The 26554-nt window shown below is 67.2% G+C and carries 26 protein-coding genes; 11 read left to right on the top strand and 15 right to left on the bottom strand.

Going from position 1 to position 26554, the window contains the following annotated elements:
* Positions 1-33: 33 nt before the first annotated feature.
* Entirely contained in the window at positions 34-1341 is a 1308-nt protein-coding gene (locus tag CBM2588_RS09600; RefSeq protein ID WP_115680350.1) for an MFS transporter, read from the bottom strand.
* A gap of 266 nt (positions 1342-1607) precedes the next feature.
* Here CBM2588_RS09600 and CBM2588_RS09595 point away from each other — a divergent pair, with 266 nt between their 5' ends.
* Both CBM2588_RS09595 and CBM2588_RS09590 read left to right on the top strand, forming a co-directional pair.
* Complete coding sequence (locus CBM2588_RS09595) at positions 1608-2771, top strand: iron-containing alcohol dehydrogenase (protein WP_115680349.1); 1164 nt, start codon at positions 1608-1610, stop codon at positions 2769-2771.
* A 55-nt stretch (positions 2772-2826) separates the two neighbouring features.
* Positions 2827-3141 carry an NIPSNAP family protein gene (locus CBM2588_RS09590; protein WP_115680348.1) on the top strand — a complete coding sequence of 105 codons (315 nt, stop codon included), beginning with the start codon at positions 2827-2829 and terminating at the stop codon, positions 3139-3141.
* Here the strand turns inward: CBM2588_RS09590 and CBM2588_RS09585 are convergent.
* From CBM2588_RS09585 to CBM2588_RS09575, 3 genes are all read right to left on the bottom strand, one after another.
* A complete protein-coding gene (locus CBM2588_RS09585; protein WP_115680347.1) occupies positions 3134-4072 on the bottom strand; it encodes a LysR family transcriptional regulator in 939 nt (312 codons plus the stop codon). The genes CBM2588_RS09590 and CBM2588_RS09585 overlap by 8 nt on opposite strands.
* Positions 4073-4186: 114 nt before the next feature.
* A complete protein-coding gene (locus CBM2588_RS09580) occupies positions 4187-5347 on the bottom strand; it encodes an MFS transporter (protein WP_115680346.1) in 1161 nt (386 codons plus the stop codon).
* Positions 5348-5370: 23 nt separating this feature from the next.
* Positions 5371-6480 (bottom strand): alkene reductase, encoded by a 1110-nt coding sequence (locus CBM2588_RS09575; RefSeq protein ID WP_115680345.1) that lies wholly within the window; start codon positions 6478-6480, stop codon positions 5371-5373.
* A 719-nt stretch (positions 6481-7199) separates the two neighbouring features.
* Here CBM2588_RS09575 and CBM2588_RS09570 point away from each other — a divergent pair.
* The 4 genes from CBM2588_RS09570 (at position 7200) to CBM2588_RS09555 (ending at position 10657) form a co-directional block, all read left to right on the top strand.
* Positions 7200-7523, top strand: a complete 324-nt coding sequence (locus CBM2588_RS09570) for a MoaF-related domain-containing protein (protein ID WP_115680344.1) — start codon at positions 7200-7202, stop codon at positions 7521-7523.
* Positions 7524-7676: 153 nt separating this feature from the next.
* Positions 7677-8483, top strand: coding sequence for a 2,5-didehydrogluconate reductase DkgB (gene dkgB / locus CBM2588_RS09565; protein WP_115680343.1), 807 nt, complete (start codon positions 7677-7679; stop codon positions 8481-8483).
* 96 nt (positions 8484-8579) lie between these two features.
* Positions 8580-9695, top strand: a complete 1116-nt coding sequence (locus CBM2588_RS09560) for an alkene reductase (RefSeq protein ID WP_115680342.1) — start codon at positions 8580-8582, stop codon at positions 9693-9695.
* Positions 9696-9715: 20 nt separating this feature from the next.
* The gene (locus CBM2588_RS09555; RefSeq protein ID WP_172583614.1) at positions 9716-10657 is read left to right on the top strand and encodes a cyclase family protein; all 942 of its coding nucleotides are present in this window, start codon (positions 9716-9718) and stop codon (positions 10655-10657) included.
* Positions 10658-10768: 111 nt separating this feature from the next.
* Here the strand turns inward: CBM2588_RS09555 and CBM2588_RS09550 are convergent, their stop codons facing one another.
* The 9 genes from CBM2588_RS09550 to CBM2588_RS09510 all read right to left on the bottom strand — a co-directional run bounded on the left by CBM2588_RS09550 (position 10769) and on the right by CBM2588_RS09510 (position 19817).
* A complete protein-coding gene (locus tag CBM2588_RS09550) occupies positions 10769-11380 on the bottom strand; it encodes a PPC domain-containing DNA-binding protein (protein WP_115680340.1) in 612 nt (203 codons plus the stop codon).
* A 55-nt stretch (positions 11381-11435) separates the two neighbouring features.
* Positions 11436-12593 carry an alpha-hydroxy acid oxidase gene (locus CBM2588_RS09545; RefSeq protein WP_115680339.1) on the bottom strand — a complete coding sequence of 386 codons (1158 nt, stop codon included), beginning with the start codon at positions 12591-12593 and terminating at the stop codon, positions 11436-11438.
* A 40-nt stretch (positions 12594-12633) separates the two neighbouring features.
* Positions 12634-13911 carry a TRAP transporter large permease gene (locus tag CBM2588_RS09540; protein WP_115680338.1) on the bottom strand — a complete coding sequence of 426 codons (1278 nt, stop codon included), beginning with the start codon at positions 13909-13911 and terminating at the stop codon, positions 12634-12636.
* Positions 13912-13927: 16 nt separating this feature from the next.
* Positions 13928-14428, bottom strand: a complete 501-nt coding sequence (locus CBM2588_RS09535; RefSeq protein WP_115680337.1) for a TRAP transporter small permease — start codon at positions 14426-14428, stop codon at positions 13928-13930.
* A 27-nt stretch (positions 14429-14455) separates the two neighbouring features.
* Complete coding sequence (locus CBM2588_RS09530; protein WP_115680336.1) at positions 14456-15397, bottom strand: amidohydrolase family protein; 942 nt, start codon at positions 15395-15397, stop codon at positions 14456-14458.
* A 10-nt stretch (positions 15398-15407) separates the two neighbouring features.
* Positions 15408-16400, bottom strand: coding sequence for a DctP family TRAP transporter solute-binding subunit (locus CBM2588_RS09525; RefSeq protein WP_115680335.1), 993 nt, complete (start codon positions 16398-16400; stop codon positions 15408-15410).
* Positions 16401-16473: 73 nt separating this feature from the next.
* Entirely contained in the window at positions 16474-17664 is a 1191-nt protein-coding gene (locus CBM2588_RS09520; protein ID WP_115680334.1) for a fumarylacetoacetate hydrolase family protein, read from the bottom strand.
* Position 17665: 1 nt separating this feature from the next.
* Positions 17666-18631, bottom strand: a complete 966-nt coding sequence (locus CBM2588_RS09515) for a Bug family tripartite tricarboxylate transporter substrate binding protein (protein ID WP_115680333.1) — start codon at positions 18629-18631, stop codon at positions 17666-17668.
* Between the two features lie 46 nt (positions 18632-18677).
* Positions 18678-19817 (bottom strand): iron-containing alcohol dehydrogenase, encoded by a 1140-nt coding sequence (locus tag CBM2588_RS09510; RefSeq protein WP_115680332.1) that lies wholly within the window; start codon positions 19815-19817, stop codon positions 18678-18680.
* Between the two features lie 277 nt (positions 19818-20094).
* On the opposite strand from CBM2588_RS09510, the gene CBM2588_RS09505 reads away from it, so the two are divergent.
* The 5 genes from CBM2588_RS09505 (at position 20095) to CBM2588_RS09485 (ending at position 24563) form a co-directional block, all read left to right on the top strand.
* Complete coding sequence (locus CBM2588_RS09505) at positions 20095-20874, top strand: enoyl-CoA hydratase-related protein (RefSeq protein WP_115680331.1); 780 nt, start codon at positions 20095-20097, stop codon at positions 20872-20874.
* A gap of 69 nt (positions 20875-20943) precedes the next feature.
* Positions 20944-22176, top strand: a complete 1233-nt coding sequence (locus CBM2588_RS09500) for a CaiB/BaiF CoA transferase family protein (RefSeq protein ID WP_115680330.1) — start codon at positions 20944-20946, stop codon at positions 22174-22176.
* A 47-nt stretch (positions 22177-22223) separates the two neighbouring features.
* Entirely contained in the window at positions 22224-23204 is a 981-nt protein-coding gene (locus CBM2588_RS09495) for a Bug family tripartite tricarboxylate transporter substrate binding protein (protein WP_115680329.1), read from the top strand.
* Between the two features lie 4 nt (positions 23205-23208).
* Positions 23209-24135: an amidohydrolase family protein gene (locus tag CBM2588_RS09490; RefSeq protein WP_115680328.1), complete on the top strand. Its 927-nt coding sequence runs from the start codon at positions 23209-23211 to the stop codon at positions 24133-24135.
* 17 nt (positions 24136-24152) lie between these two features.
* The gene (locus CBM2588_RS09485; RefSeq protein WP_115680327.1) at positions 24153-24563 is read left to right on the top strand and encodes a thioesterase family protein; all 411 of its coding nucleotides are present in this window, start codon (positions 24153-24155) and stop codon (positions 24561-24563) included.
* 52 nt (positions 24564-24615) lie between these two features.
* Here CBM2588_RS09485 and CBM2588_RS09480 read toward each other — a convergent pair whose 3' ends face one another.
* Positions 24616-25542 carry a transcriptional regulator GcvA gene (locus CBM2588_RS09480; RefSeq protein WP_115680326.1) on the bottom strand — a complete coding sequence of 309 codons (927 nt, stop codon included), beginning with the start codon at positions 25540-25542 and terminating at the stop codon, positions 24616-24618.
* A gap of 195 nt (positions 25543-25737) precedes the next feature.
* The gene (locus tag CBM2588_RS09475) at positions 25738-26553 is read right to left on the bottom strand and encodes an undecaprenyl-diphosphate phosphatase (protein ID WP_115680325.1); all 816 of its coding nucleotides are present in this window, start codon (positions 26551-26553) and stop codon (positions 25738-25740) included.
* Position 26554: the final 1 nt, after the last annotated feature.

The following is a 26554-nucleotide window of genomic DNA, read 5'->3' as shown; positions in this document are numbered from 1 at the left end:
TGGCGGATATCCGTTGCCAGGCGGCGGTGCCGGCTAGCCGTGCGCACGCGGGCGGTAGTCGATCAGGCTCGAGAACACGGCGATCAGCACCGCCATGACGACGAAGAACAGCAGCGCCAGGAAGTAGGAGCCCGACCACTGGACGATCACGCCGATCAGGATCGGCACCACCACGCCGGCCATGTTGCCGCAGAAGTTCATGGTACCGCCCAGCACGCCGCTGCGTTCCGGGCCGCCGACGATGGCCGGCAGGCTCCAGTACATGCCGCAGAAGCGGATGAAGAACATCGCCACGCACAGCAGCAGGACGACCGTGCCGGAGTCGGGGATGTAGGCCGCCGCGAGAATGCAGGCCGCTGCCACCAGTGACGAGCCGCTGAACATCGTGCGCATGACGACATTGGGCGATGCGCCCGACGCCTTCCACCGGTCGCCGATATAGCCGCCGATGAGCTCGCCGACGAAGCCCGACATGAAGATGATGAAGGTGGCCCCGCCCATGGCGGCGATGTTGAAGCCGTGCGCCTTGTGCAGATAGCTCGGCATCCAGGTCAGCAAGCCATAGAAGACCGCGAGGATGCAGCTGTAGCCGGCGAACATGGCCAGCACCGAGCGGTCCCGCACCAGTTCGCGCAGCGGCACGCGCGCGGCGGCGGTGCTGGCGCGCGCGTTGCCGCGCGTGATGTGCTCCAGCTCGGCAGCGTTGACGCCGGGGTGGTCCGACGGATGATTGCGGATGTAGCGCCACGCCAGCACGCCCGCCAGCATCGTACCGACGCCGGCGATCACGAACGCGATGCGCCACGAGCCGAACCAGGCGATCAACCCGGAGATCAGGATCGCGCCCAGGGCACTGCCAAGCGGGGCGCCGCCGTCGACGAGCACGGCGCCGCGGCCGCGCTCGTGCGGGGTCAGCCAGCTACCGATCAGCTTGGCGCCGGCCGGCATGATCGGCGACTCGGACACGCCGAGGCCCATGCGCGTGAGCAGCAGCACGATCCAGTTGTGGGAGGCGGCACCGAGCGCCTGGAAGGCACCCCAGCCAACCGTCGCCGCGGCGATGATGCCGCGCGTGTGATACCGGTCCAGCAGCACGCCGGCTGGGATCTGCATCAGTGCGTACGACCAGAAGAACGCGCTCAGCATCAGGCCTTCGAGCGCCGGCGACAAATTGAATTCCGGCGCGATCAACGGCAGCGCGACCGACAGCGAGGCCCGGTCGATGTAGTTGATCGCTGTCAGCAGCAGCATGATCAGGAAGATGCGCCAGCGCACGCTGGTGGGGCGCACGGCTTCGCTGGCCGATGGCGACGACAGGGCAGGGGAGGGTAAGGACGGCATGGTTGTCTCGCTTCGTTGTGATGGTGCGGCGTGTTGCTTCATTGCCGCCGGGCACTGTAGGGCCGCCGCCAGGCCTTGCCTAATGACTCTTCGTGATTGCGTGATAACCAGCAGGATGGCGCGCGCCAGCGCTGGCTGGCAGCACGGGTAGCCGCACGGTAACCGCATAAGGGACCGTTATCGGCCAATCCATTCTTTTCATTACCGGGATTGGCGGGGGGCTTTGTACTGTTCGGGGCTCGGAGACATCGAACGGAGAAAGCCCCATGATTCCATTCCAATATTTTTTCCCGACCACGCTGAAGTTCGGCAACGGCCTGGCCAACCGGGCCGGCGAGCTGCTCAAGCCCTTGTTCCGCGGCAAGCTGCTGGTGGTGACCGACGAAGGCCTGATCAAGAGCGGTGTGCTGGAAGGATTCTTTGCCTCCCTCAGCACTGCTGACGTGGCCTATGACGTCTTCTCGGGCGTCGAGGCAAATCCCAGCACCACCGTGCTGGAGCGCGCCGTGGCCTTCCTGAAGGACCACGATTGCACCGCGGTGATCGGCGTCGGCGGCGGCAGCAGCATCGATACCGCCAAGGGTGTCGCCGCGATGGCGACCAACGCGGGCACCATCCTGGATTACGAAGGCTACGACAGGATTCCCAACGCGCCGCTGCCGATCTTCGCGATTCCGACGACGTCAGGCACGGGCAGCGAGTGCACCGCGTCGACGGTCTTCACGAACAAGGAGACGCTGTTCAAGACCGTGATCATCAGTCCGCGGCTGTTTCCGCAACTGGCGATCCTGGACGCCGAGCTGACGCTGAAGCTGCCGCCGGCCATCACCGCCGCGACCGGCATGGACGCGCTCACCCATGCGATCGAATCCTATGTATCGAAGCAGGCGAATCCGGTCAGCCAGGCGCTGGCGCTGGGCGCGGTGCGCTTGATCGGGCGCAGCCTGCGCAAGGCCTACTACGTCGGTTCGGACCTCGCAGCCAGGGAAGACATGCTGGTGGGGTCGTTCCTTGCCGGCGTCGCCTTCTCGCAGTCGAAGCTGGGCAACGTCCATGCGATCTCGCACACGATGGGCGGCGTGTTCAACATCGCCCATGGCATCGCCAATGCGGCGCTGCTCCCCTACGTGATCGCGTTCAACGGGCCCGCCTGCCCGGAGCGCTATCGCGACATTGCCGACGCGCTCGGTGCCGAGGTGGCGGGCGTCGATGCCGAAACCGCGGCGCGCCGCCTGGTGGCGCAGATCGTCGAGCTCAACCGCGCGCTCGGCATTCCTTCGAACATCCGCGAGCTCGGTGTCGACCTTGAGCACCTGCCGCAGATGGTCGCCGATTCGATGCGCAGCGGCAACGTCCTGGTCAACCCGCGCCTGACCACGGCGGGCGATATCGAGCGGATCATCCTCGCCGCGCATGCCGGCAACCTTTGAGCGGCCCGCAGCGGCCGGGTCATTTCATCCATCATCCCAGCAAACAGGAGTCTCCATGTTTTATGAAATGCGGACCTATACGGTCCAGATCGGCAAGATGAAGGAATACCTGCAGCACTTCGAACAAGAAGGCCTGCCGGTGATTTCCCGCTATGCCACGCTCGTCGGCTGGTGGTACACGGAGATCGGCGAACTCAACCAGGTGGTCCATATCTGGGCCTACGAAAGCCTGGACGACCGCATCAAGCGGCGTGCGGCACTCTATGAAGATCGCGACTGGCTCGAGAAATTCATTCCCAAGGCCTTCCCGATGCTCGAGAAGATGGAGTCGAAGCTGCTGATGCCGGCGGCGTTCTCGCCGATCAGATGAGATGTTGCTGCAGCGCCTCGGCAAGCAGCCTTGCACCTGGTGACAGGTGCGCGCCGGCGCGGGTCACCACGCCGTAGGGCTCCTCGATGACCGGGATCGCGACCGGCAGGCGCGCCACCAGTCCGAACTGCTCGCCAAACGCCGCCACTTCGCGCGGGATCACGGCGACCAGTTCGGCGTTCGCCTGCAACAGGGTGAGGGCTGCAAAGGTCGATGCGGTCTCGATCGGATAGCGTGGCACGTCGATGCCGGCATCGGCGAGCACGCGCTCGAGCGCGAACCGCATCGGCGTGTTGACAGGGTAGGCTACCCATGACGCCTCCGCGAGGTCGCGCAAGCTCAGCGTCTTCCTGCGGGCGAGAGGATGCGCGCGCGCGGCCACCACCGCCAGCGGCTCGGATTCGAGCGGCACGCAGTCGTAAGCCTCCGGACGCCGGCTGCCGCCGCTGCGGCAGATGGCAAGATCGACGCGCCCCTCGTCGATCAGGGCCAGCAGGCTGGTGCTGGTCCCCTCCACGATCTCGATCGAAAGATGCGGCTGACGATGGCGCAGGTCGGTCAGCGCCCGTGTCAGCAGCGGCACCGCGCCCATGATGACGCCGACCGCAAGGTGGCCGCCGTGTCCCTGCGTCAGGGCAGTGACCTCGGCGTGCAGGTGTTCCAAGTCGCTGTAGATCAGGCGCGCATAGCGCGTGACGCAGCGCCCGAGATCATTGGCGACCAGTCCTTTCGGCTGCCGTTCGAACAGCGGCATGCCAAGGATGTCCTCGATCTCGCGCAGCACCTTGGTCGCGCCGGGTTGCGAGATGGCGATTTCCTCGGCCGCCTTGTGCAGCGAGCCATGGTTCTCCAGCGCGATCAACAGCCTCAACTGCTTGAGGCGAAGGCGCGATGCAATGTTGGCGAGGGAAGGGACAGCCAGCGGCTTCATGGCAACGACAGGACCGAAAGCCGACACTATAGCTTTTTGCGGCGTTGGACGGCGCTCGTCTGCGACATCTCACTTCTCACTTCTCCTGCCGCCGCGTGGGCGCCGGCACAGCACTCACGACGTGACCAGGGCGCGCCTGTCTGCCCGGCTGAGCCACACCACCAGGAATCCCGCCGCAGCCAGCAGGCCGCCGGCGACTGGCACTGCGCTGTAGCCGAGGTCCAGACTGATGACCCCGCCACCCAGCGCGGCACCCAGGGCATTGCCGAGATTGAACGCGCCGACGTTGATCGACGAGGCGAGTCCCGGTGCTTCCGCCGCGGCTGCCATCACCCGCATCTGCACTGGCGGGACGACGGCGAAGGTCGCAGCGCCCCATGCCAGTAGTCCAAGGGCCGCGGTGACGTGGTGGGAGAGGGCGAAGGGGAGCGCCAGCATGATGACGGCGAGCGCCGACAGGACGAGCTTCGTCGCGCCATCGAGCGACCAGTCCGCGAGCCGTCCGCCCACGTGATTGCCGACCGTGAAGCCAATGCCGATCAGCACGAGCGAGACGGTGACGAAGGTGTCGGATGCCCCGGTGAGATCCGTAAGCACCGGCGCGATATAGGTGTAGAGCGTGAACATGGCGCCCGCGCCCAGCACCGTTGTCGCCATCGCCAGCAACACCGGCGGGCGGGTGAGCACCGCCAGTTCGCGGCGCACATTGGGCGGGGTGCCGCGCTCGCCCTGCGGCAACGCCAGCCAAAGCGCGGCAATGGCGACCAGCCCCAGCACTGCGGTGCCGGCGAACGCCAGGCGCCAGCCGACCTGCTGCCCGATCCAGGTCGCCGCCGGCACGCCGCCGATGTTGGCGATGGTCAGTCCCATGAACATCGTTGCCACGGCGCTGGCCTGCTTTTCCTTCGGCACCACGCTGGCGGCCACCACGGCCCCAAGGCCGAAGAAGGCGCCATGGTTGAGGCTGGTGACCAGGCGCGACGCCAGCAGCGTGGCGTATCCCGGCGCCAGCGCCGACAGCAGGTTGCCGACGGTGAAGATGGCCATCAGCGCCATCAGTGCGGTGCGCTTGCCGAAGCGGCTGAACAGCAGGGTCATCACCGGCGCGCCGACCATCACCCCAACCGCGTACGCGGTAATCAGCATGCCAGCGGTTGGGATGTTGACGTCGACGCCTTCGGCGATCACGGGGAGCAACCCCATCGGGGCGAATTCGGTGGTGCCGATGCCGAAGGCGCCGATGGCGAGCGCTAGCAGTGCGGTATTGGATTTCATCGTGGCAGATCCTGGCAGGTGCCTTATGCCGCGGCCTTGCCGTCGTAGGCGGGATAGTCGGTGTAGCCTTCGGCGCCGCCGCCATAGTGGAGCGCGCGATCGGACATGGCCAGGGGCCAGTCATTCTCGAGGCGTGCGACCAGGTCGGGGTTGGCAATGAACGGCTCGCCGAATGCCGCAATATCGATCAGGCCATCGGCGATGAGGCCATCGGCGCGTGCGCGCGTCATGCCTCCGGCAAGGATCAGCACGCCCGTGAACTGGCGGCGGAATTTTGCAAGGAAGTCACCTGGCGTGGCCGAACTGCCCCGCGTGCTCTGATCCATCAGGTGGACGTAAGCGATATTGCGCTTTGAGAGTTCATCGGCGAGATGGAGGTACGTTTCCTCGAGCTCAGGGTAGGCGGCCATGTCGCCGAGGCCGCCATAGGGCGACAAACGGATGGCCGTGCGTTGCGCACCGATCCGCGCCGCGACCGCGTCGATGGCTGCCAGGGCGAAACGGGTGCGGCTCTCCACGGTGTCGCCGCGGAATTCATCGGTGCGATCGTTCACCGTCGGGTTCAAAAACTGTTCGATCAGGTAACCATTTGCGCCGTGCAGCTCGATGCCGTCAAAGCCGGCCTCCATGGCATTGGCGGCGGCCTCGGCAAAATCGGCGATCACGCCATAGACCTCGCCGGTCGTCAGTGCGCGGGGCGCGGACACATCGACCGCACCCGGCGTGCCGTCGGCGGTGTAACCCCAGGCCTTGGTGTTCTTCGCGGTCTGGCCGGTGGCACTGACCGGCTGAATGCCGCCGGGCTGGATCGAAACATGGCTCACACGGCCGACATGCCAGAGCTGGGTGAAGATCGTGCCGCCCTTGGCGTGGACGGCGTCAGTGACTTTGCGCCAGCCATCGACCTGTTGTGGTGTGTACAGACCCGGGTTGAACAGGAAGCCTTGGGCGCTGGGCGATATCACCGTGCCCTCGGTCACGATCAGGCCGGCGTCGGCGCGCTGGCTGTAATAGAGCGCGTTGAGGTCGTTGGGAACCCCGTCCGGATTGCGGGAACGGGTCAGCGGGGCCATGGCGATCCGGTTAGCGAGCTGGCGCTCGCCCATGGTGAAGGGCTTGAACAGTAGACTCATTTTTGGACCTTGATCAGGGAGGGGTGCGGCCACCGGGGGTAGTGGCCGCGGGCTCGGGAAGTTCGTCGATGGACCGTAGTTTGCGCGGTTTATATTTGTTGATTAAGCCGTGTATGGGTCAAATACTTTTGATTTCATCTCAAGTGTCATGACCCAGGAGGTAGCAGCGGAGGCCACCGCCCAGACCAGGCATGGTGCTCGCGATAAACCCGGCGGTTATGCCGAAACGTGCTCAGCGGAGCCATTGGCGTCGCGGGCCCGTTCTGAATAGGGGGCGCGCGGGCTGTTGCCGGGTGCGCCATCCAGGTACGGGTCTGCCTTGCGCGCAGGACTGGCCGAGACACCGGTTCGGTCTAGCCCGGCAACCACTTGCAGGTCGGGATGCGAATCAGCTGCGTTGGCGCCGTCGTAGAACGGGTTGCGACGGTCATTGCCGCGCGCACCGTCCAGGTAGGGGTCGACCTTGCGGGTGGCAACGTAGCCATCCGATTGGTGACGCGGGCGTCGTCGGTTTAGGCGTCTCGAGGCGTGCTCACGCTCTCTTACTGTCCAGGCGCGACACGCCAGGAAGAACGCGCGTGCAAGAGGCCAACCCGGCTGCGTTCATTGTTGATCTTGAATCAAGACAGTTTGGTTCATAGACCACTTTTTGAGCAAGAGTTAAGCGGGCACACTGCGGTCCATTGCTTGTTGTTTCACGCCTTCGCAGGAAACCATCCATGCACGAACCGACCCGTCGCCCGCCGTTTGCCGGCAAGACGTTCGAAGTCCGCTACGCCGGGCTGACCGCAATCAACGCCTATGCCGAAGACGGCATCCACATGCGCTACGAGATCACCGAAGGCGACTTCGCCGGTGCCACCGGCGAAGTCGCCTACACGTGGCGGCACGTAGCCGGCGAGATCTATGCGATCTCATGGCAGGAAGCCGACCGTGCCACGGTCGTCCACCTCGACGACTTTGCCGCCGGCACTTCGCGTTCGTTCTTCACCGCGCCGTCGCTGGACTTCTACAGGCTCGAAGGCAGCCTGCGCGCCCTGTGAACGGCGCCATCGAACCGGGTTCGAACCCGTTGCGGTCGGCATCAATACTTGATTTTGGATCAAATATTTTTGTCCAGTAACGGCGTTTATTTCATCAGTTTCTACCGGCAGAATCTCCTCCAGATCAAACCGGTCCCCATCAAGGAGCACACCATGCGCAATATCCCCGCCTTCGGCCTCGGCACGTTCCGCCTGCAAGGCCAGCTTGTCATCGACTCGGTCCGCAACGGCCTCGAGCTCGGCTACCGCGCGATCGACACCGCCCAGATCTACGGCAACGAAGCGGACGTGGGCGAGGCGATCGCCGCGTCCGGCGTGCGCCGCGACGACCTGTTCCTGACCACGAAGATCTGGGTCGACAACTACGCCCGCGACAAGCTCGTGCCCAGTCTCGAGCAAAGCCTGGCGAAGCTGCGCACGGACTACGTCGACCTGACCCTGATCCACTGGCCCGCGCCCGGCAACGGCGTGCCGCTCGAGGCCTACATGACCGCACTCGCCGAGGCGAAGGAAAAAGGCCTGACGCGGCAGATCGGCATCTCGAACTTCAACATCGACCTGACCAGGCAGGCGATCGCCGCGGTCGGCAAGGACGCGATCGCGACCAACCAGATCGAGCTGAGCCCCTATCTGCAGGGCCGCAAGCTGGTGGACTTCCTGCAGCAAGAGGTGATCCACGTCACGTCGTACATGACGCTGGCATACGGCAAGGTGCTGGGCGACCCGGTGATCGGCGCGATCGCGCAGCGGCACCAGGCAACGCCGGCCCAGGTGGTGCTGGCCTGGGCGCTGCAGCTCGGCTACTCGGTGATCCCGTCGTCCACCAAGCGCGAGAACCTGGCCAGCAACCTGCTCGCGCAGACGCTGCGCCTGAGCGACGAAGACATGGCGCAGATCGCCGCGCTCGAGCGCAACGGCCGCGAAGTCAGCCCCGACGGCCTCGCGCCGCAATGGGACTGAACCCGCAGCGCCCCTTTTTCGTTCCGTCTTTCTTCGACCCGTCTTTCATCGATCCCTCCGCGGCCCGCAGGCCGCGGCTCCGATAGCACACGCACCATGACCCAGGATCCGCTGTTCCAATCGCTTCAACTTGGCGGGCTGATGCTGCCGAACCGCATCGTGATGCCGCCGATGACGCGCTCGCGCGCCAGCCAGCCCGGCGACGAGGCCAATGCGCTGATGGCCGCGTACTACGCGCAGCGCGCGGGCGCAGGCCTGATCGTCAGCGAAGGCACCTATATCGCCCCGCTCGGCAAGGGCTATGCCTGGACGCCCGGCATCCACACGCCCGCGCAGGTGGCCGGATGGCGCAAGGTGACCGAGGCCGTGCACGCCGCCGGCGGCCACATCTTCGCGCAGCTCTGGCATGTGGGCCGGCTGAGCCACGAGAGCCTGCTCGGCGGGCAACAACCCGTGTCGTCGTCGCCGATCCAGGCGCAGGGCGTAAACGTGTTCATCGCCGGCGAGGACGGCAGCACGCCCGGCTTCGTCCAGGCCTCCGCGCCGCGCGCGCTGAACGTCGACGAGATCCGCGAAGTCGTGGACCAGTACCGCGCCGCCGCGCGCAACGCGATCGAGGCGGGTTTTGACGGCGTCGAGCTGCACGGCGCCAACGGCTACCTGGTGAACCAGTTCATCGACTCGAACGCGAACACGTGCACCGACGCCTACGGCGGGTCGCTGGAGAACCGCCTGCGTTTCCTGGGCGAAGTCGCGCAGGCGCTGGTCGAAGGCACGGGCGACGCGTCGCGCGTCGGTATCCGCCTGGCGCCGCTGACCACGCTGAACGGCTGCGTCGACGATGATCCCGAAACGACATACCTTGCCGCGGCCAGGCTGCTCGGTGAGCTCGGCGTCGGCTACCTCCATATCGCGGAAGCGGACTGGGACGATGCGCCGCTGATGCCGGCGGCATTCAAGCGCAAGCTGCGTGAAGCGTTCCCCGGCGTGCTGATCTATGCGGGCAAGTACACCGCGGAACGCGCGCGCGAAGCCATCGCCGCGGGCTGGGCCGACCTGATTGCCTTCGGCCGTCCGTTCGTTGCGAACCCGGATCTGCCCGAGCGCCTGCGCGTTGGCGCGCCGCTCGCGCAGCATGACCGCGGCACGCTCTTCGGCGGCGGTGCACAAGGCCTGACCGACTACCCTACGCTGGCCGAAGCCGCAGCCTGAACGGAACCCGGAGATCGATGATGAAGACGACGTTCGCGAAACTCGCGTTGGCTGCCATGCTGCCGCTTGCCATGCACGCTGCCTCCGCGGCGGACTGGTATCCGTCCGCCTACGGGCAGAAGGATGAAATCGGCGCGGCGAACCTGCTGACCCCGGATGTGGTCAGGCAGGCCGTCACGCTGGTGAAGACCGGCAAAACCTACCCGCTGGCCGTACCGGTGGACAAGGACCTGCCCGCATTCCGCCACCGCAGCTTCCGGCTCTACAACGTGCAGGTGGGCCAGCAGGCTGGCAAGTCGCTGGGGCCCAACAAGTTCACCTTCAACGACGAACTCGTGAACGCGTGGACGGGTGTCGGCACGCAGCTCAACGGCATCGGCCACATCGGCATCGACAACGTCTATTACAACGGCAACAAGGCGGCCGACTTTGTCGGCGTCGATGGCGTGAAGAAGCTCGGTGTCGAGAAGGTGCCGCCGATCGTCACCCGCGGCGTCGTGCTCGACATGACCGCGCACTATGGCAAGGCGATCGTCCCCGGCGGCACCGAGTTCACCGTCGCCGACATCCAGGCGGTTCTCAGGAAAGAGGGCCTGACCCTGCGCAAAGGGGATGTGGTGCTGTTCAACACGGGGTGGCTGGAGCTGGTCGGCAAGGACAACAAGCAGTTCCTGGAAGTGGAACCCGGGATCGGCATGGAAGCCGCGCAGTGGCTGGCCGACCAGGGCATCGTTGCGTTCGGCGGCGACACATGGGCGTCCGAAGTCTATCCGAACCCGCGCGGCAATGAGGAGTTCCCGGTTAACCAGTACATGCTCGCCAAGCGCGGCATCTACAACCTGGAATTGATCGACAGCCGCGCACTCGTACGTGACAAGGCGTGGGAGTTCCTCTTTGTGCTGGGTCAGCCGCTGTACGTGGGTTCCACGCAAGTCAACGTCAATCCTGTAGCCATCCGATGAACTCGAATACGGCTTGCAAAAGCCACTGCGGCGAGTCCTGAGGACGCGCCGCCCTGCCTTCGGTGGAGTCGGACTTGCAGTTTGCATCTGCCAGGCCGCGCAGAAGCGTACTTAGTGCGTATCGTGCAATCCAAGCACATTGGCACCGATACGCGGATCGGTCGCACGTTCCAGTAGCTGTGGATGCGTGATGACCGTTACCTCAAGTGATCCGGTGCCGACCTCCATCGACAGGATATGGCCGCCGTACGTGTCGAAGCTGCTGTCGCCGGCCACGCCATGCGCATGGATCGACGGCTTGCCTTCCTTCCACGCCAGGCTGCCGACGATGCTGGCCATCTCCACGTTGCGGAAGGTGCGCGGGTTGAACTGCTTCTTCGCGGCATCCCAGAAGCCGAACGTGACGTTGGCGAAGCCGATCGCGGACAGGCTCGCGCTGGGCACCTTCTCGCAGAGGGCAAAGGCTTCGATCTGCTCGAACACGTTGTCGCCCATGCGCAGCACCAGCAGGTAGCCGGTGGGCGTCTTGATGTAGCGCGGCACGCGCTCGCGCGGGTAGTTGGGGTTCTGCGCACGGGCGTCCAGGGCCGCCTTGCATTCGGCGGAGGGCGTGGGCTGTGCCGCGGCTGGGGCGGGCATCAGGGCGATGGCGCCGACGGCGGTGGCCGCGGCGAGGCTGGCGAGCGCCCGGCGGGCGCGCAGGGTTTGGCGAACGATGGTCATCTGTTGTCTCCGGTCTGGTTTGTTTGCGGTTGGGTGGGTGGCTACGTCAGGAAAACTACGAGGCAGGCGGATGCGGCGGCAGCAGGATGTCCGTGCCGACCGCGCGGATGTCGGTGTGGCCGCAGAAGGCCATGGTCAGGTCGAGTTCCTTGCGGATGATCTCCAGCGCCCGCGTCACGCCGGCCTGTCCCATGGCGCCCAGCCCGTACAACATCGGGCGGCCGATATAGACGCCCCTGGCGCCAAGTGCGACCGCCTTCAGCACGTCCTGCCCGGAGCGGATGCCGCCGTCCATATGGACTTCGATGCGGTCGCCCACGGCCTCGGCAATGGCGGGCAGGGCCCGGATCGATGCCGGCGCGCCGTCGAGCTGGCGGCCGCCGTGGTTAGACACGATCAGCGCATCCGCGCCCGACCGGCATGCCAGCCGCGCATCCTCGGCATCCTGGATGCCCTTGAGCACCAGCTTGCCGGGCCAGCGGCGGCGGATCCACGCCACGTCGTCCCAGTCCAGCGTCGGGTCGTACTGGCGGCTCGACCAGTCGGCCAGCGAGCTCATGTCGTCGACGCCCTGCACATGGCCGATGATGTTGCCGAAGGTGCGGCGGCGCGTGCCCAGCATGCCCAGGCACCAGCGCGGCTTGCCCATCATGTTGAGCAGGTTGCGCGGCGTCAGGCGCGGCGGCGCCGACAGGCCGTTGCGCAGGTCCTTGTGGCGCTGTGCGCTGACCGGCAGGTCCAGCGTCAGCACCAGCGCCGGGCAGCCCGCGGCGCGGGCGCGGTCCATCAGGCGTTCGACGAAGGCACGGTCACGCATCACATAGAGCTGGAACCAGAACGGATGGCCGCCGGTGGCCTCGGCCACGTCTTCGATCGAGCAGATGCTGACCGTGGACAGCGTGAACGGCACGCCGAAATCGCGCGCGGCGCGGGCGGCCAGGATCTCGCCGTCGGCGTGCTGCATGCCGGCCAGCCCGGTCGGGGCGATCGCCACCGGCATGGCGACATCCTGGTCCAGCATGCGCGTGGTGACGCGGCGCTCGCCGATATCCACGGCCACGCGCTGGCGCAGCAGGATGCGACCGAACTCGCGCTGGTTGGCGCGGTACGTGGACTCGGTCCACGAACCGGAGTCGGCGTATTCATAGAACATGCGCGGCACCCGCTGCCGGGCGAGCCGGCGCAGGTCCTCGATCTCGTTGATGGATGGCATCTTGTGTCCTGCAAGGAAGGAAGATGGAGCGCGCCCGGCCTCAGTGCAGCCATGCGGCCGGCACCAGGATCAGCTGCGGGAACAGCACGAACAGGAACATCAGCGCGGTCAGGCTAAGCAGGAACGGCCAGACCCCGCCGATCACGCTGTCCAGGCTGCAGCGCGACGTGCCCGCCACCACGTTGAGCACCGTGCCCACCGGCGGCGTCAGCAGGCCGATGGCGTTGTTGAGCACGAACATCACGCCGAAGTACACCGGGTCGATGCCTGCCTTGGTGATCACCGGCATCAGGATCGGGGTCATGATCAGCACCGTCGGCATCAGGTCGAGCGCGGTGCCCACCACGATCACCAGGACCATGATGACGAACATCAGCAGGATCTTGTTGTCGATGAACGGCTCGAGCAGGTCGGTCACCTGCGCCGGGATATTGGCGATGGTGATCAGCCAGGCCGACACCAGCGCGCAGGCCACCAGGAACAGCACCGTGGCGGAGGTCTTGGCCGCGGTGACGATCAGTTCCGGCAGCGCGCGCAGCTTCAGTTCGCCGTAGACGAAGCGGCCGACCACCATCGCGTAGACCACGGCCACCACCGCCGCCTCGGTCGGCGTGAACGCGCCGATCTTCATGCCGCCGATGATCACCACCGGCAGCACCAGGGCCCAGATGCCGTCGAGCGCGGCTCTGGCCAGGCGGCGGGCATCGAAGGGTTCGGTGGGCGCCAGCTTTTCCTTGCGTGCGCAGAAGTGCCAGGTGACGGCGAGCGTCAGCGCCATCATCGCGCCGGGTGCGATGCCCGCGAGGAACAGCTTGGTGATCGACACCTGCGCGACCACGCCAAACACCACGATGGCGATCGACGGCGGGATCACCGGGGCGATGATGCCACCCGCCGCGATCAGTCCCGCCGCGCGCGGCACGTTGTAGCCGGCGTTGCGCATCATCGGGATCAGCAGCGCGGCGACCGCGGCGGTATCGGCCACGGCCGAGCCGGAGATGCTGGCCACCGCCGTCGCCGCGATGATCGCCACGTAGCCCAGGCCGCCGCGGACGTGCCCGACCGCCGCGTCGGCGACGCCCACGATGCGCCGTGACAGGCCGCCGGCATTCATCAGTTCGCCCGCCAGCATGAAGAACGGCACCGCCATCAGCGGATAGTTGTTGACGCCCTCGAGCATGTTCTGCGCGAGGATCTGCGTATCGAAGTTGCCCAGGTGCAGCATCAGCGCAACCCCGGATGCGAGCAGCGCAAAGGCGATGGGCATGCCGAGCGACATCGCGCCCAGCAGCGAGCCGACAAAGACAAAGATGGTCATGACAGGCTCCTTGCGCTTATTCGCCGGAGGCGCCGGACTGCGGCACCAGTTCATGCTGCGCCATGCGTCCGCTGGCGAGGCGCCACAGCCCGTGCAGCAGCATCGCTGCCATGCCGACGCTGCACACCAGCAGGCAGGCATAGACCACGCCCAGCGGCACGCCGGTGACGGGAGCGCGGTCGTCCATGCCGATCGCCACCAGCTGCCAGGCTCCGTGGGCCAGCAGCAGGCAGCAGCCCAGCGCGCCCGCGTCGGCGAGCAGGCGGCAGGCACGCTGCCCGGTCTCGCCCAGCCGCGATACCAGGGTGGACATGCCGAGGTGGGCCTTGTCATGCATGACCAGCAGGGCGCCTGTGAGCGTCAGCCACATGAAGATGAAGCGCGAGGCTTCCTCGGAAAAGGCAATGCCGGAATTGAAGACGTAGCGCAGCACCACGTTGCCAAAGACCAGCACGATCATGGCGGCCATCATGGCGACCATCGCGCCCTGGATCAGGCGCAGCGTAATTCGGTTCATGATTGAGGACTCCTGGGTGGACGGGGTTCAGCGCCGGCTCGCCCCGGGCGTCCCGATCCGGTAAAAGCGCATGGCGTTGTCGTGCCACACCGCCTGCGCGGCGGCGTCGGGCAGGCCTTCCAGCGCGGCGGCGACGGTATTGACGATTTCATGCAGCGATGCGCGCAGCCCCGACACGGGCAGATTGCTGGCGAACATGCAGCGCTGCCAGCCGAAGATCTCCAGCGCCTGGCGGATGACGGCGACATTGCCGGCGCGATCCCATGCCGCGCCCGGCAAGCCGAACTCGGACAGCTTCAGGTGCACGCCGGGCAGGCTGGCCAGGGCCGCCAGCCCGCGGCGCCAGCCGGACAGGCCCGTTTCGGTGCGGTCCCACGGCAGGCCGGTGTGTTCCACCACCACGGCCAGGCCCGGCACCGCCGCGATCGCCTCGGCGGCTTCCTCCAGGTGCCACCACGGCACCCGCAGGTCCCACGCCAGGCCGTGCTCCGCCAGCCGCTGCAACCCGGACAGCCAGCGCGGATCCTGCAGCGTGCCGCGCTGGCCGCGCACGCTGCCATCCGCCGCCTGGCTGGTGCGCGGCTTGCACCGCACGCCCCGCACCAGCGGGAAGGCCTGGTGCGCGCGCAGCTGTTCCGCCAGCGTGTCGCTGTTGAAGTCGGCATGCGCCACCACCGCGTTGGGAAAGCCATGGCGCGCGTGGACCTGATGCAGCCATGCGGTCTCGGCCACCGACTCGTCTGCATGCCGCTCGGCTTCCACGTGGACGCTGGCAGCGAAGGGCAGGCCATCCCACTGGCGCAGGTAGTCGGCAGGATCGAAGTCCTGCCGCAGCGCGGCATAGTCGCCAAGAAAGAACGCGGCGGCGTCATACCGCTCCTGTAGCCAGGGATAGCGTGCCGGGCCAAGCCGCCACAGGTGGTGGTGGGCATCGACGATGGCAGCTGGCAATGTGGACGATGCGGGCATGGCCGGCCTCCTAGCGCTGGGCGTCCATGGCGCGCAGCACGGCGTCGCCGTTCTTCTGCACGAACAGCTGGCGCGTCTCCTCGCGCACCACCTTGCGGATGCCGGCGTTGTCGGGATGCTCGTTGACCTGCACGCCCCTGGCGCGCAGCGCGGCGATCGCCGTGGCCTCGTTGTCAGCGTTCAGCTTGCGCTGGTAGGTGGCGGCGGCAGCGGCCTCTTCCAGCAGCACTTTCTGGTACTCGGGCTTGAGCGCGTCGAACTTCGCCTTGTTCATCAGCACCACCAGCGCGGTATAGGCATGGCGCGTCATCGACACGTACTTCTGCACCTCGTACATCCTGGCCGAGACCATCAGCGTGGGCGGATTCTCCTGCCCGTCGACCGCGCCGGATTCCAGCGCGCCGAATACTTCCGCGAACGGCATCGGCTGCGGGCTCGCGCCCAGCAACTGGAAGGCCTTGATATGCGACGGGTTGGGCGTGGTGCGGATCTTCAGGCCGCGGATGTCCTCGGCCTTGTTGACCGGGCGCTTGTTGTTGCCAAGGCTGCGGAAGCCGATCTCCCAGAAGGCCAGTCCCTTGATGCGGTGGGCGCCCAGCTCGTCCAGCAGCGAGCGGCCGATCGCGCCGTCCAGTACCTTGTAGGCCGACGGGCCATCCTCGAACTGGTAGGGCAGGTCGAGCACGTTCAGGCGTGGCGCCAGGCCCGTGACAAAGGGATTGCCGGTGGCGCCGATATCGATGGTGCCGCTGCGCACGCCGGTCACCAGCGTGGTGTCGTTGCCGAGCTGGCTGTTGGCAAAGACCTGGATCTCGACGCCGCCCTGGGTGCGCTCCCTGACCTTCTTGCTGAAGGCGAGCGCGGCCAGGTGCTGCGAATCGGTTTCCGGAACGGTATGGGCGAAGCGCAGCTTTACCGGTGCCGGTGTCTGCGCGTGTGCCTGTGCCACGCCGGCAACGGACAATAGCGCTGCCAGCACGATATGCGGGATAACGTGTTTCATGGTGTCTCCTGGGTTTGTCATGCGGCCCGGTCGATGTGCGCCGGGCTCTCGGTGCCCCGTGCGGGGGCGGATATCAGGGCGGCGGATGCAGCAGGGCACGCCGGGCCAGACTGTCCATCAGTGCGCCGATGCCGAAGGTCCACGGCGGCAGCGCGTCGCTGGTGCCGACCCAGTTCACCAGGCCGCCGAGGCGCGGCGCGGAGACGCTGACGCGGTCGCCGAGGTGATGGGTAAAGCCGGCGCCAGCTGCGTCGCGATCCTGCACCGGCGCGAACAGCGTGCCGCAGAACAGCATCATGCCGTCGGGGTACTGGTGGTGCGCGCCCATCGCATGCGCCACCAGTTCCTGCGGCGAACGGCTGATCTGCGTCATGGCGCTGGCGCCATGCAGCACGAAGCCATCCTCGCCCTCGATGGTCAGGCCGATCTCGGTACGCGCGATCTCGTCGATGCCGAAATGCGCATCGCACAGCCGGATCCACGGGCCGATGCCGCAGGACGCGTTGTTGTCCTTGGCCTTGCCCAGCAGCAGCGCGCTGCGCCCCTCGAAGTCGCGCAGGTTGACGTCGTTGCCCAGCGCCGCGCCGACGATCTTGCCGCGCGGCGAGACCGCCAGCACCACCTCCGGCTCGGGGTTGTTCCAGGTCGATGCCGGATGCAGGCCGACATCCACGCCGGTGCCCACCGATGACAGCGGCGCGGCCTTGGTGAAGATCTCCGCGTCCGGGCCGATGCCGACTTCCAGGTATTGCGACCACAACCCTTGCGCGACCAGCACATCCTTGATGCGCATGGCTTCGGGCGAACCCGGGCGAATGGCGGCAAGGCCCGTGCCGATGATGGCGCTGACGCTCTCGCGCACCGCGGCGGCGCTGGCCGCGTCGCCGCGCGCGCGCTCCTCGATCACGCGCTCGACCAGGCTGGCGGCAAAGGTCACGCCGGCGGCCTTGACCACCTGCAGGTCGTTCGGCGCCAGCAGGTGGCGGTGTTCCGGGTCCGGCCCATGCGCGCAGGTCGCGTCGAGCCAGCCCTGCAGCGGGCCCAGCGAAGGCCCGACGGCCTGCCGCACGCGTTCGGCGCACTCCGGGAGTGCGAGCAGGCCGGCAATCGTGGGCGCGGTGGCCGTGATATCGAACAGCTCCGCGCCGCGCACGACTACCGTCACGGGGCCGCCGTGCGGGCCGGGCAGCCACGCGCGGCCCACCAGCAAGGCGCGGTCCGCGTCGCGCGGCAGGGTTTCCTCAACCGAGATGCGTCGTGTCATGTCACACCTTGACGTTGGCGTCCTTGACCACGCGCGCCCACTTGGCGCGCTCCGTGGCGATGAACTGCGCGAAGCGCGCCGCGCTGCCGCCGCCGTCCTCGGCACCGAAGCCGGCCAGCTTGCCCGCCACGTCGGGCAGCGCCAGCACCTTGTTCAGGTCCGCGTTCATGCGCTGGACCATGGGCGTGGGCAGCCCGGCGGGGCCGACCAGCCCGTACCAGGTGCCGGCATCGAAGCCGGGAAAGCCGGATTCCGCCAGCGTCGGCACGTTGGGATAGCTGGCCGCGCGGCGCGGGCGGGTCTGCGCGATCGCCACCACCTTGCCGCCCTGGATCTGCGGCGTGGCGGAGGTCATGGTCTCGAAGCTGAAGTCGATCTGGCCGCCGATCAGGTCGGTCAGCATCGGCGCCGAGCCGCGATACGGCACATGCAGCGCATCCACGCCGGCACGGAGCTTGAACATTTCCAGCGCCAGGTGCTGCGCCGCGCCGGCGCCGGACGAGCCGAAGGTGATCTTGCCCGGCTGGCCGCGGCACAGCGCGACCACGTCGGCCACCGAGCGCGCGCGCCCGCCGGTAGGGCAGATCAGCAGGTTGGGCGTGACGCCGACCAGCATGATCGGGGTGAAGTCCTTTTCCACCGAGTAGCCCAGCTTGGGGTACAGGCTGGGCGCGATGGCATGGTTGCTGATATTGGTCATCAGCAGCGTGGTGCCGTCCGGCGCCTGGCGCGCGGTGTACTCGGCGGCGACCACGCCGGCGGCGCCCGGCCGGTTCTCGACGATGACCGACACGCGCCACAGCGCCGACAGTTGCTGCGCGAGCACGCGCGCCATCACGTCGGTGCCGCCGCCGGGCGGGAAGCCGACGATGATGCGGATCGGACTGGTCGGCAGTGCCTGGGACCGGGCTGCCAGCGGCGTGGCCAATGTGGCCGCGCCCGCGCAAAGGAAGGTGCGACGTCGCATGCGTAGTCTCCTGAGGTTGTTGTTGGTGTAGGGAAACGGCGGCGCCTTACAAGGACGCCTGCAGCAGCGCCAGGTAGTCCTGGGCGCTGGCCTCGCGCGGGTTGGTCTTGTGGCAGTGGTCGGCCAGCGCGTAGTCGATGACGCGCGGGAACAGCGCCGGATCGACGCCCATTTCGCGCAGGCCCGAGGGCAGGTCCAGGCGCCGGTTCATATCGGTGATGGCCGTGCCGACGGCGCTGGCATCGGGCAGTCCCATGGCCTGCGCGATGCGCCCCAGCTTGTCGTCGGCGCGCATCGACGGTGCGTCGGCGTTGAAGCGGATCACCGCCGGCAGCAGCACGGCGTTCAGGGTGCCGTGGTGCAGCGTGGGCATCAGCCCGCCGAGGGCGTGGCTCAGGCTGTGCACGCAGCCCAGCCCCTTCTGGAACGCGAGCGCGCCCTGCATCGATGCGCTCATCATGGCCAGGCGCGCGGCACGGTCCTGCGGATCCCGGCGCGCGCGCTCGATATGCAGCCAGGCGCGGCGCAGGCCATCGAGCGCGATGCCGTCGGCGGGCGGGTTGAAGGCCGGGGCCATGAAGGTTTCCAGGCAATGCGCGATGGCATCCATGCCGGTGGCCGCCGTCAGTATCGGCGGCAGGCCCAGTGTCAACTCCGGATCGCAGATTGCCACGCGCGGCACCAGGTACGGCGACAGCACGCCGACCTTGCGGCCGTCGTCGAGGATCAGCACGGCGCCGCGGCCGACTTCGCTGCCGGTGCCGGCGGTGGTGGGGATCGCAATCACCGGAGCGGTGGCAGCCGTGATGCGTGCCACGCCGCCCTCGATCGCGGCGAACTGGCGCAGCGGGCCGTCGTGGGTGGCGCAGACCGCCACCCCCTTGGCCAGGTCGATCGGTGAGCCGCCGCCCACCGCGATGATGCCGTCGCAACGGTACTCGCCATAGAGGCGCATGGCCTCGCGCATGGCGGCTTCGGTCGGGTTGGACGGCGTGCCGTCGAAGATCACTGCCTCGCAGCCGGGGCGCAGCTGCTCCAGCACGCGCTGCACGATGCCGGCGGCCTTGACGCCGGCGTCGGTGACCACCAGCGGGCGCGTGATGCCGATGCGCTCGCATTCCTGGGCCAGCAGCCCGATCGCGCCGAAGTCGATCTGGATCTGGGTGATGTAGTTGATCAGGGCCATCTTGTCTCCATGCTGTGTGGGGTGCGCCGTGTGCCCCGGGGGGCGGGCCGGCTGCATTGGTGACGAAGTCTAGGAACAAGGCCCGCGGGTCACAACGTGGATTTACTTGAAGGCAGCCCAAGAAAAACTCACAGCAGCGGACGCCTAGTTTTTCTTGAAACGGCGCTGAGATTTTCTCGTTTTGCGGCGCGCGGCGCGGGCCCTAGACTGGCGCAGACCAGCCGGACTCCGGACCATCGCCCGCACCATCCGGGCCTCCTCCACACCAACGACAACCATGAGACAACCGATTCTGATCGAACGCGACGCGCAGGTCGCCACCATCACGCTGAACAACCCGGACAAGCTCAATGCCATGGACCTGTCCATGTGGCAGGGGCTGACCGAAGCCATCCAGGGCCTGTCGGCCGACGACACGCTGCGCTGCGTGGTGCTGCGCGGCGCCGGCGACAAGGCCTTCGCCGCCGGCGCCGACATCGCCGAGTTCGACACCATGCGCGCCAACGCCGCGCAGGCGCAGCAATATGGCGAGATCACCAACGCCACCATGCGCGCCATCGCCGAATGCCGGCACCCGACCGTCGCGCTGATCCAGGGCGCCTGCGTCGGCGGCGGGCTGGAGATCGCGTCGATGTGCGACCTGCGCATCTGCGGCAGGTCGAGCCGCTTCGGCGTGCCGGTGAACCGGCTTGGGCTGGTGATGTCGTATGGCGAACTCGGCGGGCTGGTGGCGCTGGCGGGACCCGCGACCGCGCTCGAGATTGTGCTGGAAGGCCGCGTGTTCGACGCCGACGAGGCCCTGCACAAGCGCCTGGTCAACCGCGTGGTGGCGGACGAGGCCGTGCCGGACGAAGCCTACGCGGCGGCACGGCGCATTGCCGCCGGCGCGCCGCTGGTGGCGCGCTGGCACAAGCAGTTCGTGCGCCGGCTGCTCGATCCCGCGCCGCTGCGTCCGGAAGAGCATGCCGAGTCCTATGCCTGCTTCGATACCGAGGATTTCCGCATCGGGCACCGCGCCTTTATCGACAAGACCCGGCCGCAGTTCGTGGGCCGTTGACAGCACCTTTTTTCCAGACACCGCGGCGCCGCCATTCCAATGCGGCCGCCTCAACCTCAGGTGGTATCCATGAATTTGCCGTTATCGAAAATCAAGGTCCTGGACGTCAGCCAGATCATGGCGGGTCCGTTCTGCTGCATGCTGCTGGGCGACATGGGCGCCGACGTCATCAAGGTCGAGGCGCCGGGTGCCGGCGACCAGACCCGCAAGTCGATGGGCTTCCGGCTCAAGGGCGAAGACAGCGGCGGCTTCCTGGCGCTGAACCGCAACAAGCGCAGTGTCGAGATCGACCTGAAGAACCCGGCGGGCCTCGAGGCCTTCTATGAACTGGTGCGCGGTGCCGACGTGCTGGTGGAAAACAACCGTCCAGGCGTGGCTGCCCGCCTGAAGATCGACTATGCGGTGCTGCGCGAGATCAACCCGCGCCTGGTCTATGCCAGCATCTCCGGCTTCGGCCAGACCGGGCCGTGGTCGCGGCGCCCTGGGCTGGACCTGATCGCGCAGGCCATGTCGGGCGTGATGAGCGTGATGGGCCATCCGGACGCGCCGCCGGTCAAGGCCAGCGTGCCGATCGCCGACCTGGGGGCGGGGCTGTTCACCGCCTATGGCGTCCTGAGCGCACTGATGGGGCGCGAGCATACCGGGCAGGGGCAATACGTGGATGCGTCGCTGTTCGAGACGGCGCTGGGGCTGTCGGTGTGGGAGTCGGCCGAATTCTGGGGCACCGGCGACGTGCCGGTGCCGATCGGCAGCGCCAACCGCATGAGCGCGCCGTACCAGGCGGTGCGCGCCGCCGACCGGCACTTTGTCATCGGCGCGGCCAACCCCAAGCTGTGGGCCGCGCTGTGCGAGGTGATCGGGCGGCCCGACCTGCTGGCCGACCCGCGCTTTACCGACAACGCCGCCCGCATCCGCAACCGCGCCGCGCTGATCCCTGAAATTGAGGCAGAATTCGCGCGCAAGCCGGCGGCGCAGTGGGTCGATGCGCTGCTGGCGGCCGGTGTGCCGGCGGCGCCGATCTTCACCTACGACGAAGCGCTGGCCAGCGAGCAGGCGGTGGCGCGGGACATGGTGCTGGAGATCGATCACCCGGTCGAAGGGCGGGTCAAGGCGCTCGGGTTCCCGGTCAAGCTGAGCGGCACGCCGCAGCAGGTGCGCTATCCGGCGCCGCTGCTTGGCCAGCATACCGATGAGGTGCTGGGCGAGTTTGGCCTGGACGCGGCCACCGTCACGCGGTTGCGTGCGCAGGGGGCGTTCGGCGCACCGGCCCGCGCAAAGGAACTGGAACGCGGCGCTGCCTGAGCGCAGCCGCGGTCATCATCTATACCGATAAGAGACAGGAGACAACCATGACGATGTCATGTTCGCGGATGCGGCGCTGGGCGATGCCGGCGGCCGTGGTGCTCGGACTGCTGGGTGGTACGGCCACGGCGAGTGCGGAAACCTACCCCAGCCGGCGCATTGAACTGATCGTGCCGTGGCAGACAGGCGGCGGGGCGGACGTGGTGGCGCGCGCGCTGGCTGCCGCGGCCGCGAAACACCTGCCACAGCCGATCGTCGTGATAAACAAGCCGGGTGCCACTGGCTCGGTAGGCCTGGGCGAAGTGGTCAACGCGAAGCCGGACGGGTACAAGCTGGTGCTGTCGTCCAGCGAGCTGACCTTCCTGAATTACCTCGGGCTGGCCAAGTTCACCTACCAGGACCTCGTTCCCATCGCACGCCTGAACGCGGACCCGGCCGCCGTGGCGGTGCGGGCCGATGCACCGTGGACCACGATCGAGCAGTTTGTCGCCGATGCGCGCAAGCCGGACGCCAATATCCGCGTGGGTAACGCGGGGCAGGGCTCCGCGTGGCATATGGCGGCCGCCGCGCTGGCCGACAAGACTGGCGCGAAGTTCAACCATATCCCCTATGCCGGCGGCGCTCCCGCCACGCTCGCGCTGCTGGGCGGGCATATCGATGCGGTCACGGTCAGCACGGCGGAGGTCTTCACGCACGTGGCCGCGGGCAAGCTCAAGGTGCTGGCGGTGATGGCCGACAAGCGAGTCAGCGGCTTCGACAACGTGCCCACGCTGAAGGAGCGCAATATCGACCTGTCGATGGGCATCTGGCGCGGTATTTCGGCACCGAAGGGCACGCCGCCGGAGGTGATCGCGGTGCTGAAGACGGCGATCGCGAAATCCGTGCAGGAGCCGGTGATGCGCCAGACGCTGGAGAAGCTGCATTTCAGCACCGATACCTATGCCGATGACGTGACGCTGCAGGCCGCCATGGTGAAGGAGTCAGCGCAGTTCAGGCAGCTTGCCAGCCGCATCAGCGTCAAGGAGTAGGCCCATGCGCGACACACCCGCGGAGGGCACGGCGTCCGTCGAGCCCTTTATCGACGCGCACCAGCATTTCTGGGACCTGCAGCGCAACCCGTACCCGTGGCTGCAGGAAGAAACGGTGCGGAACTTCCGCTATGGCGATTACTCGGCGCTGCGCAGGAGCTATCTGCCCGAGGATCTCGCCCGCGATACGGCTGGCTGCGCGCCGGTGAAGACGGTGCATGTCGAGGCCGAATGGGCGCGCGCCAATCCCGTCGACGAGACCGCCTGGCTGGCGCAGCTCGCCGCACGGACGGGACGGCCAACGGTGATCGTCGGCCATGCCCAGCTTGACCGCGGCGATGTCGAGGAAGTGCTTGCGGGCCATGCCGCCTGCGCCATGATGCGCGGCATTCGCAACAAGCCGGTGACCGCGGCGCGGCGCGAGGATGCGCGGCGCGGCGTGCCGGGATCGATGGACGATGCGCGCTGGCGGCGTGGCTATGCCTTGCTGGCCCGGCACGGCATGTCCTTCGACCTGCAGGCGCCGTGGTGGAACCTGGATCAGGCGGCCGCGCTGGCACGGGATTTCCCGGGCACGCAGCTGATCCTGAACCATACCGGGCTGCCGGCCGATCGCAGTGAAGCCGGCCTGGCCGGCTGGCGCGCCGCGATGGCCGAGCTGGCCGGGCAGCCCAATGTCGCCGTGAAGATCTCGGGCCTGGGATTGCCGGGCAAGCCGTGGACGCAGGCTGACAACGTGCCCGTGATCCGCGACGCCATCGCCATCTTCGGCGCGGAACGCTGCATGTTCGCCAGCAACTACCCGGTAGACAGCCTGGTGGCAAGCTACGGCACCATCGTCGCGGGCTTCCGCGCCGCCATCGCCATCTATCCGCCCGAACAGCAGCGCGCGCTGTGGCACGACAACGCCGCTCGCTTTTATCGCCTGTAGCCTGAAAGGAACCCCTGATGAATAACGGATTGCAACCTGGCGCAACCTGCGCACGCACGCTGACGGTGGACCGCCAGCGCACCATCGATTTTCTTGGCGAGAGCCTGCGCATCTATGCCACGCCCGAGCTCGTACGCGATATCGAACAGACCTGCCTCGACTTCCTGCAAGGCTTTCTCGAGGATGGCGAAAGCTCGGTGGGCGCTGAGGTGTCGGTGCAACACACCGGTGCCACGCCGCTGGGCGGCGAGGTGCGCATCCACGCCGAGGTCACGGCCATCGATGGCCGCAGTGTCACCTTCAGCGTGACGGCCGACGATGCGGTGGAGCGGGTTTGCAGCGGCACGCATCGCCGCTTCGTGGTCGATGTCGAGCGCTTGCGCGCACGCGTGCAGAAAAAGACGGCATCGATGCCCGCCGCGGCCTGACTTCGCGCGGCCAGGCGCGTGCAGCTTGCGGGACGCGCCCCGCAAGCTGTGCTCAGACGGGGGACGGCTGCTGCTGTTCCGCCGACACTTCAGCGCGGATCCAGTCAGTGAAGCTGCGGATGCGGCGATCCTCCAGCCGCTCCTTCGGGAACACCACGAAGTAAGAGAATTCGACCGGCAGCCGGATCGCTTCGAACAGGCGCACCAGGCGGCCTTCAGCCAGGTCCTGCTCGATCCAGTTCTTCTTCACCAGCGCCACGCCCAGGCCATTGAGCGCGGCGTTGATGACCAGGTGGCTAGGCCAGAACGACGGCCCGCGGCTGGCGTCGACATCGGTCACGCCCGCATGCTCCAGCCACATCGCCCAGTCGGGGTTGCTCACGTCCGTATAGGTGCTGTCGTCGTGCAGCAGCGTATGGTGCTTCAGGTCGGACGGTGTTTCGAGCGGCTGCGGGCCTCGCAGCAGCGCCGGGCTGCACACGGGGATGACTTCGACCGCCATGCACAGCTCGCAGTGCAGGCCGGGGTAGTCGCCGCGGCCATAGCGGATCGCCATGTCGAAATCGTCGCGCTCGAAGTCGATGCGATGGTTCGAGGTGGATACCTTCAGGTCGATGTCCGGGTGCGCCTTCATGAAGCGGTCCATGCGCGGGATCAGCCATTTGACCGCGAACGTGGGCGGCATGTTGACCTTCAGCGCGGGGCGGTCCTTGCTGTGCAGGCGGTGCGTGGCATCGGCGAGCTGCTTGAAGGCCAGCTGCACGCTGGGCAGGTAGGCGGTGCCGGCCGGGGTCAGGACCAGCGCCTTGGCGTCGCGGATAAACAACTGCACGCCCAGGCTTTCTTCCAGTGCCTTGATCTGGTGGCTGACCGCCGACGGTGTGACGAACAGTTCCTCCGCGGCCCGCGTGAAGCTCAGATGCCGGGCAGCCACTTCGAACGCCCTGAGCGGGTTCAGTGGGGGAATCTGTCTCGACATAGCGGTGGTACGCAATCCTATTGACGCCTTGCCGACGTGAGGTGCGGCGGGACCGGCAAGCCGCTGCACGATAGCATTCACGCCGGGGCGGGGGAATAGGGCCTATCCCGATGTAGTGACTTCACTTGGTGCACCACCAACCCTGGGGAGCACCGGTAGACAGCGGTGCCGCCATGCGTCGCGACGGCACTTGGGTCAAACCGACCACCCCAGGCTCACCACCCCAATCACCACCCCCAACCCGATCCGATACCACGCAAACACCCGCAGCGAATGCCGCGCCACCAGCCGCACCAGCGCATTGACCACAAAGAGCGCGGAGAGGAACGCGGCGGTGAAGCCGGCGGCAATGGACCAGATGTCCTGTAGGCTGAGCAGGTGGTAGTGCCGCATGGCGTCGTAGGTGGCGGCGCCAAGCATGGTGGGGATGGCAAGGAAGAAGGAAAACTCGGTCGCCGCCTGCCGCGACACGCCCGACAGCATGCCGCCGATGATGGTGGCACCGGAGCGGGACGTGCCGGGAATCATCGCCACGCACTGCGCGAAGCCGATGCCGATGGCCTGTTTCCAGCCGAAGTCTTCGATGGCGTGGATGCGCGGCACGGTGCTGCGGCGCTCGACCCAGAGTATGACCAGGCCGCCCGCGATCAGTGCGGCGGCGACCACGGCCGGATCGAACAGATGGTGCTTGATCGGGCCGATGAGCAGCGCGCCGATGACCGCGGCCGGCAGGAAGGCGACCAGCACCGCGGTGGCGAAGCGCAGCGCGTCGGGATCGCGCCGCACCACGCCTTCGCACAGGTCGGTGATCTTTGCACGGTACAGCCAGCACACGGCCAGGATCGCGCCCAATTGGATCACCACGTCGAACACGCGCGCCTCGTGCGAGGCGAAGTCGATCCAGTCGCCGACCAGGATCAGGTGCCCGGTGCTCGAAATGGGCAGGAATTCCGTCAGGCCCTCGAGCAGGCCGAGAAGGAATGCCTTGCCCAGGTGGATCCAGTCGATCATT

It is taken from the genome of Cupriavidus taiwanensis (assembly GCF_900250075.1).
GTDB lineage: Bacteria > Pseudomonadota > Gammaproteobacteria > Burkholderiales > Burkholderiaceae > Cupriavidus > Cupriavidus taiwanensis_C.
Note: the sequence above shows the minus strand (reverse complement) of the source record. Positions and strands in the feature narration are given on the sequence as shown.

What these genes read in the sequence shown, in the direction of transcription:
- CBM2588_RS09600 (WP_115680350.1), bottom strand. Translation starts at nt 1,341, where the DNA reads ATGCCGTCCTTACCCTCCCCTGCCCTGTCGTCGCCATCGGCCAGCGAA.
- CBM2588_RS09490 (WP_115680328.1), top strand. Translation starts at nt 23,209, where the DNA reads ATGCGCGACACACCCGCGGAGGGCACGGCGTCCGTCGAGCCCTTTATC.
- dkgB (WP_115680343.1), top strand. Translation starts at nt 7,677, where the DNA reads ATGCGCAATATCCCCGCCTTCGGCCTCGGCACGTTCCGCCTGCAAGGC.
- CBM2588_RS09595 (WP_115680349.1), top strand. Translation starts at nt 1,608, where the DNA reads ATGATTCCATTCCAATATTTTTTCCCGACCACGCTGAAGTTCGGCAAC.
- CBM2588_RS09510 (WP_115680332.1), bottom strand. Translation starts at nt 19,817, where the DNA reads ATGGCCCTGATCAACTACATCACCCAGATCCAGATCGACTTCGGCGCG.
- CBM2588_RS09485 (WP_115680327.1), top strand. Translation starts at nt 24,153, where the DNA reads ATGAATAACGGATTGCAACCTGGCGCAACCTGCGCACGCACGCTGACG.
- CBM2588_RS09580 (WP_115680346.1), bottom strand. Translation starts at nt 5,347, where the DNA reads ATGAAATCCAATACCGCACTGCTAGCGCTCGCCATCGGCGCCTTCGGC.
- CBM2588_RS09500 (WP_115680330.1), top strand. Translation starts at nt 20,944, where the DNA reads ATGAATTTGCCGTTATCGAAAATCAAGGTCCTGGACGTCAGCCAGATC.
- CBM2588_RS09590 (WP_115680348.1), top strand. Translation starts at nt 2,827, where the DNA reads ATGTTTTATGAAATGCGGACCTATACGGTCCAGATCGGCAAGATGAAG.
- CBM2588_RS09505 (WP_115680331.1), top strand. Translation starts at nt 20,095, where the DNA reads ATGAGACAACCGATTCTGATCGAACGCGACGCGCAGGTCGCCACCATC.
- CBM2588_RS09525 (WP_115680335.1), bottom strand. Translation starts at nt 16,400, where the DNA reads ATGAAACACGTTATCCCGCATATCGTGCTGGCAGCGCTATTGTCCGTT.
- CBM2588_RS09520 (WP_115680334.1), bottom strand. Translation starts at nt 17,664, where the DNA reads ATGACACGACGCATCTCGGTTGAGGAAACCCTGCCGCGCGACGCGGAC.
- CBM2588_RS09555 (WP_172583614.1), top strand. Translation starts at nt 9,716, where the DNA reads ATGAAGACGACGTTCGCGAAACTCGCGTTGGCTGCCATGCTGCCGCTT.
- CBM2588_RS09480 (WP_115680326.1), bottom strand. Translation starts at nt 25,542, where the DNA reads ATGTCGAGACAGATTCCCCCACTGAACCCGCTCAGGGCGTTCGAAGTG.
- CBM2588_RS09550 (WP_115680340.1), bottom strand. Translation starts at nt 11,380, where the DNA reads ATGACCATCGTTCGCCAAACCCTGCGCGCCCGCCGGGCGCTCGCCAGC.
- CBM2588_RS09585 (WP_115680347.1), bottom strand. Translation starts at nt 4,072, where the DNA reads ATGAAGCCGCTGGCTGTCCCTTCCCTCGCCAACATTGCATCGCGCCTT.
- CBM2588_RS09560 (WP_115680342.1), top strand. Translation starts at nt 8,580, where the DNA reads ATGACCCAGGATCCGCTGTTCCAATCGCTTCAACTTGGCGGGCTGATG.
- CBM2588_RS09495 (WP_115680329.1), top strand. Translation starts at nt 22,224, where the DNA reads ATGACGATGTCATGTTCGCGGATGCGGCGCTGGGCGATGCCGGCGGCC.
- CBM2588_RS09570 (WP_115680344.1), top strand. Translation starts at nt 7,200, where the DNA reads ATGCACGAACCGACCCGTCGCCCGCCGTTTGCCGGCAAGACGTTCGAA.
- CBM2588_RS09575 (WP_115680345.1), bottom strand. Translation starts at nt 6,480, where the DNA reads ATGAGTCTACTGTTCAAGCCCTTCACCATGGGCGAGCGCCAGCTCGCT.
- CBM2588_RS09540 (WP_115680338.1), bottom strand. Translation starts at nt 13,911, where the DNA reads ATGACCATCTTTGTCTTTGTCGGCTCGCTGCTGGGCGCGATGTCGCTC.
- CBM2588_RS09545 (WP_115680339.1), bottom strand. Translation starts at nt 12,593, where the DNA reads ATGCCATCCATCAACGAGATCGAGGACCTGCGCCGGCTCGCCCGGCAG.
- CBM2588_RS09530 (WP_115680336.1), bottom strand. Translation starts at nt 15,397, where the DNA reads ATGCCCGCATCGTCCACATTGCCAGCTGCCATCGTCGATGCCCACCAC.
- CBM2588_RS09515 (WP_115680333.1), bottom strand. Translation starts at nt 18,631, where the DNA reads ATGCGACGTCGCACCTTCCTTTGCGCGGGCGCGGCCACATTGGCCACG.
- CBM2588_RS09475 (WP_115680325.1), bottom strand. Translation starts at nt 26,553, where the DNA reads ATGATCGACTGGATCCACCTGGGCAAGGCATTCCTTCTCGGCCTGCTC.
- CBM2588_RS09535 (WP_115680337.1), bottom strand. Translation starts at nt 14,428, where the DNA reads ATGAACCGAATTACGCTGCGCCTGATCCAGGGCGCGATGGTCGCCATG.